At 51.7% G+C, this 19,728-nt stretch carries 15 protein-coding genes and 1 pseudogene; 8 read left to right on the forward strand and 8 right to left on the reverse strand.

Translation table 11 applies throughout. From position 1 onward, the window contains the following. Positions 1-134: 134 nt before the first annotated feature. The 4 genes from hpsA to psbZ all read right to left on the reverse strand — a co-directional run bounded on the left by hpsA (position 135) and on the right by psbZ (position 7,251). A complete protein-coding gene (hpsA, locus tag ACM1PF_RS15685) occupies positions 135-5,060 on the reverse strand; it encodes a hormogonium polysaccharide biosynthesis protein HpsA (RefSeq protein ID WP_416676231.1) in 4,926 nt (1,641 codons plus the stop codon). Between the two features lie 895 nt (positions 5,061-5,955). Beyond that, positions 5,956-6,192 carry a 50S ribosomal protein L28 gene (gene rpmB / locus ACM1PF_RS15690; RefSeq protein WP_416676233.1) on the reverse strand — a complete coding sequence of 79 codons (237 nt, stop codon included), beginning with the start codon at positions 6,190-6,192 and terminating at the stop codon, positions 5,956-5,958. Positions 6,193-6,430: 238 nt separating this feature from the next. Further along, a complete protein-coding gene (gene ribH / locus ACM1PF_RS15695) occupies positions 6,431-7,012 on the reverse strand; it encodes a 6,7-dimethyl-8-ribityllumazine synthase (RefSeq protein WP_416676234.1) in 582 nt (193 codons plus the stop codon). A gap of 50 nt (positions 7,013-7,062) precedes the next feature. Beyond that, on the reverse strand, positions 7,063-7,251 hold the full coding sequence (gene psbZ / locus ACM1PF_RS15700) for a photosystem II reaction center protein PsbZ (RefSeq protein ID WP_416676235.1): 189 nt from the start codon (positions 7,249-7,251) through the stop codon (positions 7,063-7,065). 266 nt (positions 7,252-7,517) lie between these two features. Here psbZ and ACM1PF_RS15705 point away from each other — a divergent pair, with 266 nt between their 5' ends. Further along, positions 7,518-10,364 carry a CBS domain-containing protein gene (locus tag ACM1PF_RS15705; RefSeq protein WP_416676236.1) on the forward strand — a complete coding sequence of 949 codons (2,847 nt, stop codon included), beginning with the start codon at positions 7,518-7,520 and terminating at the stop codon, positions 10,362-10,364. Between the two features lie 92 nt (positions 10,365-10,456). Next, positions 10,457-10,783: a hypothetical protein gene (locus ACM1PF_RS15710; RefSeq protein ID WP_416676238.1), complete on the forward strand. Its 327-nt coding sequence runs from the start codon at positions 10,457-10,459 to the stop codon at positions 10,781-10,783. A 24-nt stretch (positions 10,784-10,807) separates the two neighbouring features. On the opposite strand, the gene ACM1PF_RS15715 is transcribed toward ACM1PF_RS15710, so the two are convergent. Then, on the reverse strand, positions 10,808-11,203 hold the full coding sequence (locus ACM1PF_RS15715; protein ID WP_416676239.1) for a DUF4346 domain-containing protein: 396 nt from the start codon (positions 11,201-11,203) through the stop codon (positions 10,808-10,810). Between the two features lie 543 nt (positions 11,204-11,746). Here ACM1PF_RS15715 and ACM1PF_RS15720 point away from each other — a divergent pair. Further along, positions 11,747-12,877: an ABC transporter ATP-binding protein gene (locus ACM1PF_RS15720; RefSeq protein ID WP_416676241.1), complete on the forward strand. Its 1,131-nt coding sequence runs from the start codon at positions 11,747-11,749 to the stop codon at positions 12,875-12,877. Positions 12,878-12,908: 31 nt separating this feature from the next. Here the strand turns inward: ACM1PF_RS15720 and ACM1PF_RS15725 are convergent, their stop codons facing one another. The 3 genes from ACM1PF_RS15725 to ACM1PF_RS15735 all read right to left on the reverse strand — a co-directional run bounded on the left by ACM1PF_RS15725 (position 12,909) and on the right by ACM1PF_RS15735 (position 14,994). Further along, positions 12,909-13,295 carry a DUF4278 domain-containing protein gene (locus ACM1PF_RS15725; RefSeq protein WP_416676242.1) on the reverse strand — a complete coding sequence of 129 codons (387 nt, stop codon included), beginning with the start codon at positions 13,293-13,295 and terminating at the stop codon, positions 12,909-12,911. 214 nt (positions 13,296-13,509) lie between these two features. Continuing rightward, positions 13,510-14,607: a Get3/ArsA fold putative tail anchor-mediating ATPase NosAFP gene (locus ACM1PF_RS15730; protein WP_416676243.1), complete on the reverse strand. Its 1,098-nt coding sequence runs from the start codon at positions 14,605-14,607 to the stop codon at positions 13,510-13,512. A 192-nt stretch (positions 14,608-14,799) separates the two neighbouring features. Next, complete coding sequence (locus ACM1PF_RS15735; protein WP_416676244.1) at positions 14,800-14,994, reverse strand: cytochrome b6f subunit PetP; 195 nt, start codon at positions 14,992-14,994, stop codon at positions 14,800-14,802. Between the two features lie 221 nt (positions 14,995-15,215). Between ACM1PF_RS15735 and ACM1PF_RS15740 the strand changes: the two genes are divergently transcribed. From ACM1PF_RS15740 to ACM1PF_RS15760, 5 genes and pseudogenes are all read left to right on the forward strand, one after another. After that, entirely contained in the window at positions 15,216-16,001 is a 786-nt protein-coding gene (locus tag ACM1PF_RS15740; RefSeq protein WP_416676245.1) for a ferritin-like domain-containing protein, read from the forward strand. Between the two features lie 26 nt (positions 16,002-16,027). Beyond that, on the forward strand, positions 16,028-16,414 hold the full coding sequence (locus ACM1PF_RS15745) for an SMU1112c/YaeR family gloxylase I-like metalloprotein (protein WP_416676246.1): 387 nt from the start codon (positions 16,028-16,030) through the stop codon (positions 16,412-16,414). A gap of 220 nt (positions 16,415-16,634) precedes the next feature. Continuing rightward, a pseudogene (larB, locus tag ACM1PF_RS15750) lies at positions 16,635-17,416 on the forward strand (nickel pincer cofactor biosynthesis protein LarB). Positions 17,417-17,466: 50 nt separating this feature from the next. Continuing rightward, a complete protein-coding gene (locus ACM1PF_RS15755) occupies positions 17,467-17,865 on the forward strand; it encodes a histidine kinase (protein ID WP_416676247.1) in 399 nt (132 codons plus the stop codon). 364 nt (positions 17,866-18,229) lie between these two features. After that, entirely contained in the window at positions 18,230-19,708 is a 1,479-nt protein-coding gene (locus tag ACM1PF_RS15760) for an ATPase domain-containing protein (protein WP_416676248.1), read from the forward strand. Positions 19,709-19,728: the final 20 nt, after the last annotated feature.

A 19,728-nucleotide genomic window follows, 5' to 3' on the forward strand; every position in this document is an offset into this window, starting at 1 on the left:
TTGCGGTCTCCAGTGAGATGGAATAGATCAGCTGAATGTGGGGCGTTCAAAGGAAGAGATTGAATCAGAAGGGTGGATTGGCGAGTGGACAACTAGAAGAAAGAAGAAAGTCGTTCACCCGCCAATATTTGCTGCTATGGGTTTGCTACACGGCAAGCACCAGGAGTTCTGGCACAGTTCGCTAGCTGGGCAATGAATGGATCATCCGCCGAGGGTTCACTGTAAAACTCACTCCGAGCAGGCTCAGGCGTTCGGAATCGTTCTGCAACAGGCCCGGGGTTGGCGTACAGCATCGCCACATCAAATCCCCAGCGACGGTTGGGGGGTGAGTAGTAGGCGATCCACTCATTCGCCCCTGACCCTGAAACCGGAGCAGGTTGCCCAACCTGCCATTGTTCCTGGTCAAAGGGGGCGGTGCCATAGGTACTGAAGTTCAGTTGCAGGAATGCCCCGGCGATGTAGAAATCTCGACTACCCCAGTTTTCAATGAATCGGGGGAAGTTGTGTAGCCCACCGTAGGATTGCCCTTCACGGGACGGCACCGTTCCAGCCACCGTAATCATGTTCATCTGAACTCCGGCATCTGCCGTGATCAGCGGTTTGTTGTTGCCGCTTTGTTGCATCTCGACATAGTTGCCACGGTATCTGTCCAACATCAGACTGTTACCCATGGCCATTAACTCACCAACATTGTTGATGAAGATGGGTGATTCGCCCCGACCATCTCCTGGGCGTTGAGCCGCGTTGATCCCCGTTGGTAGTGAAGCAGCCCATAGCGCATCCGCAATGTTGCTCCGAGTCCATTTCACGCCATTGTTCGCAGCCGTGATGTTGCCGTTGGGACGGTTCATGTTCAGGTAGGATGTCACCGCACCACTTTCCGTACAGCCGTAGCGCTCAGAGACATACGTACCGTTCAAGTTGCCGTTGGCGATCGGGGCAGCCGTAATGAAGCCATCCTCAATACTGCCATCACAGAAGTTATTGGATAGCGGCGTAACCGAGTCTGCAATGATTTCAGCCGGTCGCCACTGATCTTCTGCCAGCGTGGCAAAACTCTCATTCAGTCCAGAATTACCGCGTGTGTAGAAGTTGCCAAAGTTATCGGTGTTCAGCCGTTCGTTAAACTCTTCAATGCCCTGGTTACGAGCCGTGCTGGTGGAACCGGGTGGACGATGCAGGTTGAAGTGTCCTTGAACATAGACTGGCGCATCGGTAATGAATGATAAGCCCCGTCCGGGTGGATCCGCCTGATCGTTAATGGTTGAACCCGCAGATGTGCCTCGCCATAGGGCAACGCCGTTCCGTAGCCGGAAACCGTTGGGTCGTCGATCGGGGTCAGGGAAGTAGTCTACAGGTTTAGTCGTAATTCCGTTCGGGTTGCTCGGTGGATCCCTGGAGACAAATGCGGTGACATCGTGGGTTCGCATCTGACAACCAGGAGCGGTTCTGAGGGTTTGCTCAGTTCTACAAGATCCCCAGGCCGCCGCCGCAGGTCGTACAATATGGGCCTCAGAAACAGCATCTTCCCGGTAGGCGTAGATAATACCGCTCTTGGGGAACCAGAAGTCATTCCCAAAGGGCGTGCGGGCCTGCCGCAGCAGATCAAGGTCAATATCTAACGTCCGTACGCTCAACAGTTCCCGTCCGTTCATCAGAGCAGCATCCTTGAACGGAATCCGGAGCAGTGTGCCCTGCCGAGGACGACGATCGGTTGCGCTAATCGGCCAGGAACAGGGGGTGGTAGCGGTACAAAACTTCACCACGTCCTGCCTATTGCTGTTTGGAGTTGACCCACTACCGTCTACGGTGCCTGGAAGAATCCAGGAGGAGCCATTGTGGCTGGGGAATCCCAAGCCTCCGGTTGCAGGCTGTAGGGGACGCAGTGAAATCGCTGAAACATCCTCAGGCGTAGCAGGGGTGATCACCCGATAGCGAACCGTCTGATTTTCATCATCAAAGTAGGTGATGGCTGGGTTTCTATTGTCCAGAGCATCCCTGACCCGATAGCGAATCGCATCCTCGGCCACATCGCCATGTTCCACTAAAGGAAATAGGGAGTAGAGAATGGGATAGCGGGGGCGATCGGAACACAGGCGCATGAGAGGTTCATTCGCTGCGGCTTCTTTATAAGAATCAGCAAAAGGTACTCCCAGCGCGTACCAGGCTGCACAAGTCTCAGAAAATTTGTCTCCGCTGTTATTGGGGTTAGCTGGACTAACCGTTGCATCGGTGTATGACCCTTCAAAGCCATACTGTCGATCGCGGGCTACCTGCTGCTGGGTAATGAACATCTGCGCCAGGTAAATTTCCTGATTCAACTGATTCTTGAGGGTGGCATCGGGTGTAAAGTCACGCCATACTTCCATCAGTCGAACGTAGGTTTCGGGATCGGCGGAATATTGGGAGCGTTGGCTTGCCGTAATCCAGGCCATACCATTCATGTTGGCTCGCACCAGTCGCCGAACTCCCAGGGGAACCGTGTTTCGCAGCGCACCTGGGACAACCGGATCGCCTTCATCGGGGTTGGACTCCGCCGTAACACGCTCATCGTAGATCAGAGCATCGATCGCCCGGATATGCCCCCTTAACCCCTGCCAATAGGCAGCAGTGGCATTGTTAGCATCATGTACCACACCTGATCCCGCTGGTGAACCCAGCATTGCCGGTGGAGCATCCTCGATCTTGAACTTCGAGAGATAGTCTACGTTGTAGGCCAGCATCCCAAGGGTACAGGCCGCTGTATGCAGGGTTGTTTTATCGGCTGGACTAAGGCCACTGTAAGCAGTGCCATCCTGCATCTTTTTGATGACCCGCCGCAGCATGGAATAGTCGCCCCACATAGCCATCGAAGGGTACGGATGCACATTGGTGTCCTGGACGGGGGTAAAGGAAGGGGCACCGCCCTTGGGATCGCCTGCAAAGTTAGCTAAGTTTTGCAGCCCTCGCATTAGCGGACTATTGAGGTTGGCAAAGTCTGCCTCTCTGGGCAAGGAATACTGCCAGCCATTGGTACCCCTGCCCCGGAAGAAGTCCGTAATAATTTTGCCATCCCGGTACTCTGCGGGAAAAGCAGACTCAAACCCGGCTCCACCTGAGCCAAACGCCAGGTTTTCAAAGGTAGCACTTTTATCTAATGTTCCGGCTGTGCCTGGATGCACCGTGGAGACAATACAGGCGGCTGGGAAGTCTGCGGCATTAGCAGCATGATAAATGGCCGTTGACTGGACTGCGGCCAGGTTATCCCAGAGGTTTCGCCGCTGCCGCATTTCATTACAGCGAAGACCCGCCTCACAGGTGGCAAACTGCGATGACCTCCAGGGTCGGAGTGGTTCATCGCGCAACCTTGCCACATCTCGCATATTGTCTCCGTTCGTTCCCGTTGGCCCACCCCAACCGGCCGGATCTCCCAACTCCAGCCGTTGCCCAACGATGATTCGCAGTCCTTCCTTGCGGGCCCGCTGTTCCCAATATCCATCCAGTCCCACAATCTCATCATCATCGCCCACCAGAGCAACCTGAGCGCGGGGAATCTCGACTCCAATCTGGGCAATGGGGGTTCGTTCATAGCCAAACGTAGGCTTGGGCCCATAACGGTAATCAGCTCGGAAGAGGTCATCCAGGTAAGGAGTTGTTAGCCTCAGGTTTCTCATCCGCTCTTTCGCACGGAAATCTCTACCTTCCCAGCCCCCATCCCGTTGAGTTACTGGGTTAGCGATGGTTCGCCCAACGGAAACATCTTCCGTTTGCAGACGGACGGGATCCAGGGCAATGGCGATCGGGCCACCGCCAATATTGTTGACTGAATCTGCGCCATTGTTCATTTGCCGGTTTTGCAGGGGCGGACGATCCCTACCGTCCCACAGATCAAAGGCAGGGCTGCCGTTAAAGTTGTTATCGCGTAAACTGCCAGTGACAAACTGCCCCTGGAAGTTGGGAATGTTAGGATTGGGACTATCGACAATTTCCGGAGTGGTGAGCTGAGAAGCGGTTTGCTCGTATAGACAGGAGCGATGAGAGCTGACCATGTAAGCCCGGAAGCTACCCGTAAAGAAATAGCTGCCCTCTGTGTGCATTGCCCCATTCCAGTTGAACTGGGGCCCAGGGAAGACCTCCAGGTCATTACGGAACCAGGCTGCCCACCGGAAGCCCTGATTCGCCTCACGATCCTGCTGAAATTCCAGAGCTGCAACAGTGCTATTTTGATCCACCGCCCCGTTCTGACCAAGCGGTAGCACGTAGGCATTCACCTGAAAGTTTTTCCGCAGGCGAGTCTGGTTCAACTCATCCCTAAACCAACCGATTTCGTTAATGTCGATCCCGCCTCCATCACCCCCAGCGTTGCGAGCGCAGGCCGCATCTTCCTGCACGGGGTTGCTGAGGGGAGCGTTTCGTACCATGAGCCGACTGGCTCGCTGCTGTAAGGCTGGTTCCGTAGAGTCTCGCAGCTTTAGGTTTTGCTGGTTTGGATCGTCGGGGTCAGGGGTGCTGAAGAGAATTGAGTAAACGACGCGGCTATCGAGCTGCCCATCTCCGTTGCGATCGGCGAGATAATACCAGGCATTGTCTAACCGACCATCCCCGTTCAGATCCATTCGCTGTTCATCAGGGAAAACGTAGGGATCAGGGCCCGTGGCGGGGTAGCGAGGTGTGTTGTTACTGCCATCATTCAGCATCATTCCGAGTAGCTGAACTTCCGATGGCACCCCCCCGAACCGTCGATCGCGCTGTGGGTTAAACATAAACTCTAGCTTCGCCTTCGCCCGATCGATCGCGGGAGAGGCAGCATTATAAATCACGCGCTGTTGACGCTCGCCAATTGCCTGCTGGGAGCGAGTATACGTTCGATAGCCGATCGCTCCGACCGTCAGCGTCACCACCAACAGCAGCAGCACCGTTGTGGGGAGGACAAACCCTGCCCTGGATGCCAGCGGTCGCCGACCGATTACGAGTAGCCCCCGCAATAGCCAGCGAATCAGCCCTTTGGTAAGGCTTTGAGCCATACGGCTAATTTGTCTAAACAGATTTTGAACGGCTCTAGTAATCTTTGGGGTTGACATAGCTGCCTTCCTGATTGGATCGGGAAACCTGAAGGTGAAACGCCAGAATCGCGGTTTAAAGCCCAGCCGGAAGCAGATCGCTACCTGACCAGCAAGACGCACAAGCTAAGGACGTACTTCACCAAATATTCACAAACTCTTAGCCCAAGCAACACTGTCTTAACAGTTTGCAGCAGACCCATCAACAGAGAAAACACCAGCAGGGATTTTACGGGAATAATCTGACTGAGAGAAGCGGGAACAATACTGCGGGAACAATATTGTGAGAACAATACTGCGGGAGCAACTATTGCCAGAGAAAACGGCATGGGTTGAACGCCCTTACAGGAACCATCCCAGAATCAGCCTTCCCATGAATGGAAACTGACCGGATGGCGATCGAACTGAGTGAAGACTGATATGAACCAGCCTGACTCTAACGTTGATCTGAGCTGACCTGAGTTGGTCTGACCTGAGTTGGGAAGATATCAACCTGCCCTCACCACTGAACCCCAGCCTTGACTGGAGAAATTCTAGATGAAGAACCCAATCAGGGCGCTCAGTAGATACAGCCATACCCAGCAACCTCAGAAAGATTACCCGGTGTGAACTATCTTGCCCAGTTAAAGTAGCAAAACGATCAAGAAAACACAGATTTTTCGATCGAGCTAAACTAACGACTTCATAAACATTCAGTAAAAGTATCAGTAAATACCGATATTTTTATGCCATTAATGCTACTAGAGCAACCCCAAGCAAAACCACACACATCATAAGCCTCGCACCGGATAAAATCAAATCCTCCAACAAAAAAGAGGCAGGACTAGCCCACCTCCTAAGGAATACTGAGATCATGCGATCGATTTTGATTGGCGATCGATCGACTAACGCATAAAAAATACGTAAAACAGCCACATTAATACTTATTGAGATCGATTCCTGCTTCCTTCGCCATTGCTGCCAAACCCTTTTTCTCCAGGGTTTTAATCGCTTTGGTTGATAACCGCAACCGTACCCAACGCTTACCTTGGGGCCACCAGACGCGCTTTTCTTGCAGGTTTGCTTGCTGAAGCTTCTTCGTCCGACGGTGGGAGTGGGAGATCGCAAACGCATTGTTCGCCTGTCTACCCGTTAAATCACATTTACGAGCCATAGCATTTCGGGGATGAGTGGTCACAATCTATGATTATACAACGTTCCGTAGCGCAGTCCTCTTGCCTGACCGGAAATATTGGTCATGTAACTGCAAAATTGGGATATACCCTCAAAATTTGGATATACCCGCAGAAAAAGCAGATCGGAAGCAGAGGGCCAAATCGAAATTTACACCCCCTCACTCCCGATCGCTTGCAGACAAAATACCTGCACTACAAATTTTCTTTGCCTAAAATTCAATCCGCCTCTGCCGTTTCAGGAGCAGCACTCCGCAAAGAACTCGGTAGAGACTGATTACCGGAGGCTGAAAGGTTATTACCGCTATGCCCATCCGCATTCAACGGACGAATTTGCCGCATCAAACTGGCCATTTCGATCGCATTCATGGCATAGTCCCACCCGTGATTGCTCTTAATACCAGCCCGCTCTAAGGCTTGCTGCATGGTATCGGTGGTCAACACGCCAAACACAACCGGAACCCCCGTTTGAAAACTGGCCGCAGCAATCCCCTTAGACACTTCGGCTGAAACATAGTCAAAATGGGGAGTGGAGCCACGAATCACAGCTCCCAAACAAATAATGGCATCATACCGATGGGTTAACGCCAACTGACGCGCCACCAACGGAATCTCGAAACTGCCAGGAACCCAGGCATAATCCACCTGAGTTCCGTGCGGATCGGGATCAATCCCATGACGCTTCAAACAGTCTTGACACCCCTCCAGAAGCTTACCTGTCACCAGATCGTTAAACCGACCAATGACGATCGCAAACCGGAGAGCGTCGATCGGGGTAAAAGTGCCCTCAAAAACAGTCATATTATTTAGCGTATTAGGCGAGAACCAGAGCGAATCGCTCCTTATCTAGCCTAAACCACAAAGTAATTTAATCCACCAACCAGTAAAACGAGCAGTACCCAAACCCCAGATCCCAGAAAAATTAATCGTTTGTTTTGATCCCAGTTTTGGGGGCTAGCATAGGCAACAGGGACAGCCACAACCATCACAAACGACACAATTACGAGAGCCGCTAGGGCCAGTTGGAACAAAATAGACATCGTTTCCTCCCAGTACAGCAAGGGGTGTAACAGCCTGAGCAAGCCGAGACGCTTGCCCTCAAAATACCCCTGAAATGAACTTATCAGAAAGTGACACGCAGTGGAAAAGGATGTGCCTGTCAAAAGGCAGCAGGATGAAGGCGGCAGAATGAAGTTAGAACTCGCCCCTCAATTCCCACCTCCAAGCTCATACTGATGCTCCGCAAACGTTCGTCATTTCTCCCCCATTCCTCCCTCATCCCGTTTCCTTATTTCTGCCGCTTCCTATGGATCTCATCCTCTGCCATACCACTGCCGACTTTGATACGCTGGGTGCTGCTGTCGGCCTGACTCGCCTCCATCCAGGGGCAAGAATTGTTTTGACGGGTGGAGCCCACCCTACCGTGCGTGATTTTTTAGCCCTGCATCGAGATGAGTATGCACTGATTGAACGTCGATCGGTGAATCCAGACCACATCCGATCGCTGATTGTGGTAGATACCCAGTGGCGCGATCGATTGGGCAAGGCGGCCGAGTGGTTAGACTTACCCGACGTAAAAATCATCACCTACGATCACCATTGCGATACGGAAGGAGACATTCCCGCGACCCAGAGGTACGTGGATTCCGTTGGAGCAGCAACAACGCTGGTGGTGGAGCGGTTAATGGAAAGTGCCCACTCCTCACTCCTATCACTCCTTACCCCCTCCGAAGCCACCGTCATGGCCCTCGGCATTCACGTTGATACGGGTTCCCTCACCTACGACCATGCCACCGTGCGAGATGCTGCTGCGTTGACCTGGTTGATGGCTCAGGGTGCAAATTTGCAGGCGATCGCAGAGTATGTGGAGCCAGGGTTATCTCCAACGATGCAAGATTTGCTGACGGTGGCTCTGGATGAGTTGCAGACAGAGATTGTTCAGGGCTATCAATTGTCCTGGGTGTTGCTGTCGGTGGAGGAGTATATTCCAGGATTATCGAATCTGGCCTCCCATTTATTGAGCCTGACGGAGGCGGATGTATTACTACTGGCAGCACGGTATGCCGTGGGCGGAGGGGAAGAACGACTGACGGTGATTGGGCGTTCCCATAGTCGGGGAGAGTGGCGGTTTGACTCTCAGGAGGGGGTGGATCTGGGGGAACTATTCCGGCCCTTTGGTGGGGGTGGCCATGCCAGGGCAGCGGCGTTGACCGCCAGGGGCGTAGATCCAGAAAAGACGCTGGCAGAGGTATTGGAACAATTGCGATCGCAGATTCCCCACCCGCCCGTTGCCAGGGAACTGATGTCTTCCCCTGTTCGCACCATTCGCCCTGACACTACGATTCAGGAAGCCCAGCGAATTTTGTTGCGCTATGGTCATTCGGGACTATCGGTGGTGGATGCGGAGGGGGCTTTAGTGGGGATTATTTCGCGGCGGGATCTGGACATTGCCCTGCATCATGGCTTCAGTCATGCCCGCGTCAAAGGCTACATGACGACTAACCTGAGAACCATTACTCCAGATACTCCGTTAACCGAAATTGAATCCCTGATGATGACCTACGACATCGGACGGCTCCCCGTGCTGGAGGCAGGGCATCTAGTGGGCATTGTCACCCGGACAGATGTATTGCGGCAGTTGCATCGAGAGAAGGCGATCGGGGAGTCGGGGAGAGAGGAGAGAGAAGAGAGGAGAGAGGAGAGAGGCGCAAGGAAAAAGCAGAATTGGCGAGATTATTGCGTGTTGCCGGGGACAGTGCAGCAGATGTTGCGCGATCGGTTGGCGAATTCCCTCTGGGATGTGTTGATGGCAGCGGCGAAACAGGCGGAGGAGCGAGGCTGGCAGCTTTATCTGGTGGGGGGAGCCGTGCGGGATTTGTTTTTGTCTGATCTGGCGGCTGCCACGACGGATGAGGGAGACGATCGGTTTGAGGAGGGGGCAAATCTGTTCATGGCTGATATTGATCTGGTGGTGGATGGATTCCATCGAGCAGCGGATCATGCAGCAGGAGTGGAGCTGGCTCGGGCGTTGCAGCAGCAGTATCCCTCGGTGCGCCTCCAGATTCATGGTCGGTTTCAAACCTCTGCCCTCACCTGGCACAATGATCCCACCCTAAACTCTTTGTGGATTGATATTGCGACGGCCCGCACTGAGTTTTATCCCTACCCTGCCGCCAATCCAGAGGTGGAGGCCAGTTCTATTCGCCAGGATCTTTATCGTCGGGATTTCACGATTAACGCCATGGCCATTCGGCTGACGGCTCCTCGATCGGGGGAAGTGTTGGACTTCTTTGGGGGATTGCTGGATTTGCAGGAGCAGCACGTCCGGGTACTCCATGCCAACAGCTTTATTGAAGACCCAACGCGAATTTATCGGGCGGTTCGGTTTGCGGTGCGCCTGGGGTTTGAAATTGATCCCCAGACGGAAGGTTACATCCGCCACGCGATCGCCAGTGGGGTCTATCATCGAATCCAGACGGAAATGGCAAAATTCCCAGCCCTCCAAACCCGCTTAAAGCAGGAGCTACGCTACATCCTGGAGGCTCCTTACTGGACAAGGGCAATTCAGCGGTTATCCGATCTGGGAGCAATCTGCTGCATCCATTCCGATTTACAACTCACCGATCGCCTCTGGTGGCAACTGCGTTTGGTCGATCGCTGGCTGCGGCAGTTTGATACAGACCATCAAGTGGAACATTGGTTGACATTGTTGGAGGTATTACTGGCAGAGTTAGAAAAGTCCGATCGGGTCAAGGTGGCAGAAAATTTGCAGCTTCCTGCGGACAGCATTGATCGGCTACAAAACCTGGATGAAATGCAGCAATACCTCCAGTCCCATCTGCCCAAGTGCGATCGCCCCAGCCAACTCTATCAAGCCCTCATTCCCTACGATTTACCCACCCTCGTCTTACTGGCCGTCCTTGTTCCCCGATCGATTCGACGGCAAATCTGGCAATACCTGACGCGCCTTGCCCCTGTCAAACCGCTCCTGAATGGCAACGACCTGAAAGCATTGGGCTATAAACCAGGACGACAATTTAAGCCGATGCTGGAAGCACTTTTAGCCGTCACTTTGGATGGAGAGGTACGCGATCGAACTGAAGCCGAGCAGTTTATCCGCGATCGGTTTCCGCTAGAAGCTCACAAGAAATAACCGGATCCTGAAGCGCACAGAGGGAAGAGAGAAGGCATAATGGGCTAGACATGAATCAAAATCAGTAATCAAAATTAGTGCAGAACATTGGCGTGAAGTACTTTTTTTTATCCGATGGCTGGACAGTAGGGCGCGTTTGGGAATTTGGCGGACTGTGGAATGAGTCCGCATGGCGACGCAAGCCTCAGATTGAACAAACCAATCTGTGCATCTTAGAAAATGGGGAAAAGCTATGGCTATATCGCGTCGAAGATGATGTCTTAATGCTAGAAGTGTGTCCCATTGACCCTGCTCAAGCCAGACCCGCAGCCCGATCGATCGGGCAAGTTGTCCTCAAGCGTCTGATCAGCGCGGATCAGGCGATCGACCTGCTTTGTAAGGCAGAAGCGTTTTTAGAAAAATTGGCGGATGGCGGGTAAGAATCCTCAGTCCTGAAAGGGGACTCAGTCTTGAATATACTCCTGCCCGGATAACAGCGCGATTTCCGCCCGGACAAACTCCCGTCCCAGGTAAGCGGCATGATCGAGGTAGGTCAGCGGACAGGGTTTCGTTTCTTCAAAGATTTTGATGCAGAGTTCCTTCGCCGTTCTACCCGTAAACACAGTCGTAGGAACCCGCTCGACTTTGCTATCACAAGGTAAGGGTTTTCCTGTTTCCGGATCGCAAGCTACACCCTTGTCGTTGATGGTGTTGGTGTAATGCTTGGCACAAATTAATCCGGCAGCCCGATCGAGGTAAATCACGAAATAACCCGACGGATCCAGTTCAATAAACCGATTCGAGTACTGGTTGTCGAGGGCAACAAGCTCCTCAGAAGAGAGTTCAGTGGTCAGTTGCATAACTTAACTCAAGGACGGCTCTTGACCGCTCCTGCTTCAACATCTAACGTTAGATCTTGCTCTAGTGTAGTCTGCGATCGGGCTGGATGTGCGATCGCTGACCCACTCAATGGTTAAAAACCTTGATGCTTCAGGCAGCTTCAGGTGGTAAATCTTTGGTTGAACTGAACCATCGCAACGGGTGTATCCCAATTTTGCATTTACATTCAATCGCTCACGGGTAGGTAAAATGCCTGCGCCACGGAAATCGATGTTTTGCTCCCATGGGATGCCCCCTATCGCAACGAAATGTTTCCCAGCGTTCCCCAGCTTGGAAAGGCTGAGTCTGCCAGCCATGCAAAGCTTAATGCGAATAAGTTTCAAATGCCCTTTAAACTGGATTCAGACTAGATTAAAACTATCCAACTTAGGGATCTGCAATCAAATGGCATCCCAATTTTTGCAAAAATCGACTGTAAGGGCGCACAGCAGTGCACCCTTAACGGGTAATGTTATTTTGCCGCATCCCCCTTACATCGCACCTTAAGACCTAACAGACTGTCAATGGATCATCCCACTCTTCCAGAATCTAACCTTGTCCTCAACCTGGTCAACGTCACTAAGCAATTTGCTGGGTCTGCCGTTCCAGCCGTCTCATCCGTATCCGTTACCCTTACTCAGGGCAATATCCTGGCGTTGTTGGGTTCATCCGGCTGCGGTAAAACAACCCTGCTGCGCTTGATCGCTGGGTTTGAATATCCCGAAGCGGGGACGATCGCCGTCGCACAACAAATAGTGGCGGACGCTCAGAGCTGGGTTCCGCCGGAAAAGCGGGGGGTAGGCATGGTGTTTCAGGACTATGCCCTGTTTCCTCACCTGACCGTTAGCCAAAATATTACGTTTGGGCTGAATCAGAAACCGAAGGAGGTGGCAACTCAATCTCTGAACGAGGTCTTAACGCTGGTGGGGTTGGCGGGCATGGGCGATCGCTATCCGCATCAACTATCGGGTGGGCAACAGCAGCGGGTGGCCTTAGCCAGAGCCCTGGCCCCTCGCCCCTTTTTGGTACTGTTGGATGAACCCTTAAGTAATCTAGATGTGCAGGTACGACTACGGTTGCGGCAGGAATTGCGAGATATTCTCAAGGCAGCAGGCACTTCAGCGGTTTTTGTGACCCATGATCAGGAAGAGGCGTTGTCGATCGCAGATCAGGTGGCGGTAATGCGCGATGGACATCTGGAACAAATCGGAACTCCCGAATCTGTGTATGGTCATCCGGCCTCTCGGTTTGTGGCTGAGTTCGTGACCCAGGCAAATTTTCTATTAGCTCAGTCTCGTGGGCAGGGTTGGGAAACGGTGATTGGCACCCTCTCCTCGGATGCAATCAATCAGCACGAATCTACAGAGGTTGCGCTGGATCAGGCTGAAGCGATGGAGTTTATGGTGCGTCAGGAGGATCTGTCCCTCTCTCCTGATGAGACAAGTCCGATCGTCATCCGCGATCGACAATTTTTGGGGCGTGAATACTGCTATTGTCTGCAAACCCCTCCAGGTCAGCTGTTGTTTGCCCGTACTTCAACGAACATCGCTCTGCCCGTTGGCACGCAGGTGAAAGTGAGCGTTTCCCCTCGATCGCTGCGGGCCTTTCCAGTATCGCCCGATCGCCGTGCTCTGCTTCAAACATTGGTGGCTTGAGCCGGAGTTTGGATTGGAGCAACTGCACAGCTCAGGAACCCGATCGCCATAACCCACCCCGATACTTACCCACAATTTCCAGAGAATGGGTAGAGCGATCGGCAGAGGGAGCCTGATAACTCGCGCCCCGATAAGAGAGCTGCGACTTATCTTTACCTGTGGGGGTAGAATGCCGCTGAACCGCCTCATCCGCCTGAAACCAATCCGAATCTGTGGTTGATGGGGAGTCACCGTTGCCCTCAAGGTCTTTGAGAACTGCTTGCAGATGATTGCGCCGAATCAGCCATTGGCATAACACGGCGGTCAATACCAAAATCAAAAGTAAGACCTGCCAGGGTGCTTCAATCAAACCAACCATCATCAAGATGGCTAAAATGCCGAGGGCGATCGCATTCAAAATCGGAATCAGAAAATCCATTGATCAAGTTACTTAATAATGAAGTGAATCATACCTTATCATTAATTATCCCTGATAGACTTCCTCCCTTCGGGTAAAAAACACAAATCATTCATCGAATGGGGCTTGACAAAAAATCAAACTTCCCTCCTGAGTTAAAGCATCTCCCAGGCAGGCAAGATGCCTGCACTACGGATCACCTGGTTGAGCAATTACAATGCTTGATTTGCGTTAGTTAGAAGGAAATAATTAAGTACCCATCCTGGAACTTGGCTCCCGTTACCTGCTTGCCCTTTAGCTCTGGCGGTAAAAAGACGTTTCGCCGTTGATCACCTGCCTCGACCGTTACCTCCGGCCCATATTGAGTCAGCTTCACTTGCTTCTTGTCGAAACCGGGTAAGAACAGATAAGCCTTTCGTTCGGCCACATCTACCCGAACGGGTTTAGGAGCCTGGGCCACCTGAGTCAGGTCAGGGAGGGCTTGCATCAACGTTTGCCAGTCGCCATGACTCTGAGGCAGAGCCGTCACAGTCAGCGGAGCAAATTCTGACTGTATCGAATCTGAAACGGTTGCTTGATTCAGCAGTACACCCCCTACTGTCAGGCCGACCTGCTGAGCACTCCCCCAGAGATACTTGGCGGTGACTAAAGCACTTGCATCGTTCGTTGTCACCAGATAGGCAGAGACGCGATCGGGATCCGCCAGCGCGGCTTTCCCTTGCTCTAAAAGACCAGTAGCTTGACTGGCAGCAGGTTGAGCGAAAATATCCCCCGACCAGTTCACGTTGGTCAAAACGGCAGCGGAAAGGGGCTGTAAGAAAGGTGAAATGGCTTTGGCCAGATCAGACTCCATAAATACTTGCTGAAACCGTCGAGCGTACCAGCTCGCTACTTCTGGCATTCCCAGCATCCGCAACGTGACCTGATCGCCATTGCCATCGTAGACAATCACATCGTATTGCCCACTCTGATCAAACTCACGAATAGCATTCAGGGCCAGGGCCGTATCCATACCCGGCAAAACGCCCAATTCCTGCCCATACACTGCCTTGAAAAAGGGCGATCGCAGGTACTTAGCTTCCTGCTCTTTTAACTCTTCCCAGGCGCGCTCTAACAATACTGCTGCCTGAAGCTGAACCGCTTTCAGGTTTGGCTCAATGTCGTGGGGATCAGCAGTCACAGACGCACCCAGGAACAGCCCAAACGCTGGACTCGGATCCTGACTGACGAGCAAAACTCGGTTCCCTTGAGCCGCAAACTGCTTAGCAGCAGCGATCGCAATCGTCGTCCGTCCTGTACCACCTTTGCCTAAAAATGTCAGAATTCGCGCCATTTCTAGATACTTATCCCCAAAGATTCAACCGTCACAATACATAACAATAGTGACACTGCCTTCGCAAACTGCTTAGGGGGGATCCCCTCACTTAAGCCGATCGGTTAAAATCCAGCCAGCATTAGGAAATCCCCCAAGTTGAATCTAATGAGTTGAGCGAATCTAACTATTTGACTATTTAAGTTGAGAAAGCTATCCGATGGCTTCCAGTTCATCTTCAAAGAACCAGGTGGTGAAATTATCATCAAATTTCACCACAATGCCGACACCGCTTCCATCGACCATTTTGAAGTCTTTGATCACTCCAGTCTTGCCAAGACGTTGAACTACTTCCTGAGGAGTACGATCGCGCAACCGTCGTACCCGCACTTTCTGACCTACTTCCATCGCAACTCCACTGTGGACAAATTGTAAACAAATCTATGGACAAATCTTGAATCAGTGTAAGTGTATCAGTGTATGGGCCTTGATTACGTTATTCTGAGTGCAAGATTTTGAGGGCACTTGTTCTCTAACTGAATTCTTCACCTGGATTCTTCAATTTGCAGCACTTGACTGGAACGATTTGTCTGACATCACTCCTTGTATTGTTGATTCTTTTCTAGCCTATGTCTCTCCTCACACAAGTTCTGCATCTGATTGGTTCTGGCGCGACCGCCTACATCACAGCGCGCAACCTGCGCGATCGCCAAACTCGACCGGATATGCTGGCTGGATTCCAACTGGCAGAATCTGGCTCAGTACCATTTCTGGAGGCTCTGCGCGATCGGGCAACCAGGGAAGGAAATACCTGGCTGGCTGAAAAACTGAACACTCATGCCCAGGATGAACAGCGTCATGGTCAAATTTTTGCCCATGCCCTCAAGCAACTCGACAAGCAGGCGATTAACCTGAAAAATGTTCCTGAGCAAACCAAAGATGGCAAGCCAGATGAGCGTCGGCGCAGCCCATTTTTTGCTGCCTACTTCGATGGCTATGGTAAAGATGACTTGCATCCGGAACAGATCGATTGGACGGTATTTTTTGCCAGTACCTACATTCTGGAATTGGATGCCTGTAAAGACTTTATGCGAATGGCAAATGCCCTGCCGGATACCGATCGTGCCAGTGCCAACTTAAAGCAAGGACTGATCAGCATTGCCCAAGATGAACAGCGTCATGCAGCTTACCTGCGAGAGGCAATGGAACGGCAACTGCCCTACGCTGAGGTGGAGTTACTCGTCGATCAGTGGCGTACCCGCAAGGTCAATGCCATGATGGCGATGGTCAGCAATCTCCTGCAAAAAGGTGAAAAGCTACCCTCAATGGCGCAGGATGGTGTCCCTACAGAACTGTCGGCTGAAACAATTACTGAAGCGGGTACTGAAACAAGTCCTTCCCAGTTAGCAGCCTAGATTCAGGACAGGAGGAGATCAGACGCATGAACACCGCAGGTTTTCACCATGTGGCTGTCATTTGTTCTGACTACGAAAAGTCAAAACATTTTTATGTCAACATCCTAGGCTTTGAGGTAATTCAGGAAACCTATCGCGCTGCCCGAAATTCCTACAAGCTAGACTTGCGAGTGGGAGAGCAAGATGCGATCGAACTCTTCTCCTTTCCAGATCCCCCGGCACGGGTCAGCCGTCCTGAAGCCTGCGGATTACGCCACCTTGCCTTTCAAGTCAGTGATATTGAAGCTACGGTCGCTTACCTCCAATCACAGGGTGTTCAGTCCGAACCCATTCGTCTGGATGAGCTGACGGGCAAACGCTTTACCTTCTTCAGCGATCCAGACAACTTGCCGCTAGAAATTTACGAGCACTAGAAATTAAGGTTGCTAAATTCACGTCCACTTCTACTGGAGCACAAACCTTTTGGAACACAAACCTTTTAAAGTGGTAGAGGGGGAATTTTAACTCACAACGGCTCACCCCTTGAACAGCCTAATTTGAGTGGATAAATGCTCCCCTCACAGGCTTGGTGCCGCCGATCGTGTCCCCGACTTCCAACCCACCGCTAACCGCGCAGTCCTTAATTCTCCAACCGTGACCCAACCTGAAGCCCTCCAAAACCTGCTCAACGCCGTTGCTCTAGGAGAACTCAGCCCAGAGACGGCTTTTAATAAACTGAAACATTTTGACTTTGAGCCGATCGCCGATTTTGCCAAGATCGACCACCATCGATCGCTGCGGACTGGGTTTCCAGAAGTGATCTGGGGCCGGGCAAAACGCCAGAACAGATTCGGCAAATCATCCGTACCATGCGGCAGCGCAACCCAATCGTGATGGCGACTCGGATTGAACCCCAGGTGTATCAGCAGCTTCAGGCAGATATTCCAGACTTGCAGTATTACGAAATGGCGCGGATCTGTGCGATCGTTCCTCCCAATCATACCCCTCAGCATCCGGGAGTGATCGGTTTACTGTCTGCTGGCACGGCAGACCTAGCGGTGGCGGAAGAAGCAGCTATCACGGCTGAACTGTCGGGATTTCAAGTAAAGCGGCTCTGGGATGTCGGCGTAGCAGGTATCCATCGACTATTGAACAATCGCCAGGTGATCCACGAAGCAGATGTGCTGGTGGTTGTAGCGGGAATGGAAGGAGCCTTGCCCAGCGTAGTGGCTGGATTGGCAGATTGTCCCGTCATTGCCGTCCCAACTAGCATTGGCTATGGAGCAAGCTTCAATGGACTGGCTCCCCTGCTCACGATGCTGAATTCTTGTGCAGCCGGAATTGGTGTGGTAAATATTGACAACGGTTTTGGCGCAGCCGTGCTGGCGGGGCAAATTCTCCGTACCGCCCAACGACTGAAGACAAAAAGTGAATAACCGGATTTAATCTGTAATTTCAGCTATCTCAGCTTTAAGGAGTAATGGGAATGCCTGCTACACCATGCCATATCCTCGTCGAGGGAAATCCAGCGATCGTCTACGCCAGCAGGAACGGAACCCCTAACAAAGTTTTACCTCTCTTAAACCGATTTTTGGACACCTTTTGGCAAGAGCGTGACACCTCTGGGGAAGTCTGTGATACGCCCGAATGCCTGGTGGCTCAAATTATTGTCCGCTTTGGCTTTGAAATTTGTGAGGATGATTACTCTAATTTGCGGGTGGGGGTTGAGTTTCATCCGGACGTACATTACATCTACTGGATTAAAGCAGATCGCAGCATTCAAATCTGGGTTCCCGAAGCTGCCTATCGAACCAATCCCAGGATGGGACTACAGGGATGTCGTCTATTGATCGACTCTGATGCCCCGCTATCCACAAAAAGTTGAACGGGAGTATGTCACGTTTGCAAGTCTGACCCTCATCCCCCGACCCCTTCTCCCACAGGGAAAAGGGGAGCCGGATCGAAGTTCCTCGTCCTTGGGGAGAGGGATTTAGGGTGAGGGCGACAAAAGTGACATGCTCCCAGTTGAACCGTGTTTTGGGAACCCGTCCTATCCGTATCCTGCTCAAATCTCCTTTTCCGATCGCATCATTACAAGAACAGGCATCACTCCAAATAAAAACTTCAGAGCATCACTACTGATTGATTTCTTTTGATTGATTTCTTTTGCAATTTCAGGGATTTGCATTACTAACTGGACAACCTGATCTTTAATGGCAATGGTAATTGTCAGGAAAAGGGTGAAAGCAATGGTTCACGATCGTGCGGATCGGGTTGATCCTGCTGAGCGAGTTTGTACGGGAATTGAGGGACTCGATGAAGTGCTGAATGGTGGACTGGTTCCCCACCAAACCTATCTAGTTCGAGGTGGCCCAGGAACAGGAAAAACGACGCTGGGGCTGCACTTTTTAACCACAGGGGTTGCCAATCAAGAAACTTCTCTGTTCATTAATCTCGGAGAAGCAGCGGCGCAGATTCAACGCAATGCCAGATCCTCTGGAATCAGTACAGCAGGAATTTCTTTTCTCGATCTCAGCCCTACATCAGAGTTTTTTACCACTAACCAAACCTACGATATTTTTTCACCTGCCGAGGTTGAACGTGAACCGATCACTCAGCAAATTATTGAACAAATTGAAACCCTTAAACCCGATCGCGTTTTTTTAGATTCCATTACTCAATTTCGTTATCTCACGAGTGATGCTTTTCAATTTCGGCGGCAGGTTTTGTCCTTTCTGCGGTTTTTGATGGAGCATGATGCGACGGTTTTATTCACCTCAGAAAGCAGTGAAGAGGCCCCCGATAGCGATTTACAGTTCCTCTGTGATGGAGTGATTCACCTGAACTTTACCCCAAAGTACCGCACACTGCATATCTCTAAGTTTCGAGGGTCAAATTTTCAGAATGGCCATCACTCTTTGCGAATTACCGATCGAGGCGTACAGGTTTTTCCCAGGCTGCGCCCAGAATTACACAAGCGTAACTTTCACCCGGAACCCATTTCATCGGGTATACCTGACCTGGATGCTTTGCTTCATGGCGGACTGGAGCGGGGAACTGTGACGATCATCAGTGGGCCGAGCGGAGTGGGTAAAACAACGATCGGGCTTCAGTTTATGAAAGAGGCCGCCGGACGCGGGGAGCGATCGATCGTTTATACCTTTGAAGAAGAGGTTGAAATTATTCTGCAACGCTGTGAGTCGGTGAACATTCCGGCCCGCACAATGCTGGAACGGGGAACCCTGACATTGCAAAAGATTGAACCGTTACAGTTTACGCCAGATGAATTTGCCCAACTCGTGCGTCACTCAGCAGAAGCCCAACAGACCCAAATTGTCATGCTAGATAGCATTTCTGGGTATCGCCTATCGGTGCAGGGGGATGACCTGGTGAGCCATATCCATAGCCTGTGTAAGTACCTGGCCAATACGGGCATCACCGTTTTGCTGATTAATGAAACGGAAAAGATCGCAGGCGAGTTTCGCGCAACGGAAGTGGGTATTACCTACCTGGCAGATAACTTCGTGTTTATGCGTTACCTGGAACGGCGCATTGGTGGAGAACTGCACATTCGCAAGGCGATCGGGGTTTTGAAAAAACGGCTGTCTGATTTTGAGAAAACCTTACGAGAGGTTGAAATCACGCGATATGGCATTAAGGTGGGAGAACCAATGGAGGGATTAGAGGGAATTTTAAGTGATACTCCATTTTTGCGAGAGAAGGAATAGGAATTTAGGAAGACAAAAGT

The sequence above is a fragment of the Egbenema bharatensis FJBBOT/2019 genome (assembly GCF_048077055.1).
Taxonomy (GTDB): domain Bacteria; phylum Cyanobacteriota; class Cyanobacteriia; order Elainellales; family Elainellaceae; genus Egbenema; species Egbenema bharatensis.

Bases quoted from the DNA above. Each gene is read 5' to 3' on its own strand.
- hpsA (WP_416676231.1), bottom strand. From the start codon at position 5,060: ATGTCAACCCCAAAGATTACTAGAGCCGTTCAAAATCTGTTTAGACAA.
- rpmB (WP_416676233.1), bottom strand. From the start codon at position 6,192: ATGGCTCGTAAATGTGATTTAACGGGTAGACAGGCGAACAATGCGTTT.
- ribH (WP_416676234.1), bottom strand. From the start codon at position 7,012: ATGACTGTTTTTGAGGGCACTTTTACCCCGATCGACGCTCTCCGGTTT.
- psbZ (WP_416676235.1), bottom strand. From the start codon at position 7,251: ATGTCTATTTTGTTCCAACTGGCCCTAGCGGCTCTCGTAATTGTGTCG.
- ACM1PF_RS15705 (WP_416676236.1), top strand. From the start codon at position 7,518: ATGGATCTCATCCTCTGCCATACCACTGCCGACTTTGATACGCTGGGT.
- ACM1PF_RS15715 (WP_416676239.1), bottom strand. From the start codon at position 11,203: ATGCAACTGACCACTGAACTCTCTTCTGAGGAGCTTGTTGCCCTCGAC.
- ACM1PF_RS15720 (WP_416676241.1), top strand. From the start codon at position 11,747: ATGGATCATCCCACTCTTCCAGAATCTAACCTTGTCCTCAACCTGGTC.
- ACM1PF_RS15725 (WP_416676242.1), bottom strand. From the start codon at position 13,295: ATGGATTTTCTGATTCCGATTTTGAATGCGATCGCCCTCGGCATTTTA.
- ACM1PF_RS15730 (WP_416676243.1), bottom strand. From the start codon at position 14,607: ATGGCGCGAATTCTGACATTTTTAGGCAAAGGTGGTACAGGACGGACG.
- ACM1PF_RS15735 (WP_416676244.1), bottom strand. From the start codon at position 14,994: ATGGAAGTAGGTCAGAAAGTGCGGGTACGACGGTTGCGCGATCGTACT.
- ACM1PF_RS15740 (WP_416676245.1), top strand. From the start codon at position 15,216: ATGTCTCTCCTCACACAAGTTCTGCATCTGATTGGTTCTGGCGCGACC.
- ACM1PF_RS15745 (WP_416676246.1), top strand. From the start codon at position 16,028: ATGAACACCGCAGGTTTTCACCATGTGGCTGTCATTTGTTCTGACTAC.
- ACM1PF_RS15755 (WP_416676247.1), top strand. From the start codon at position 17,467: ATGCCTGCTACACCATGCCATATCCTCGTCGAGGGAAATCCAGCGATC.
- ACM1PF_RS15760 (WP_416676248.1), top strand. From the start codon at position 18,230: ATGGTTCACGATCGTGCGGATCGGGTTGATCCTGCTGAGCGAGTTTGT.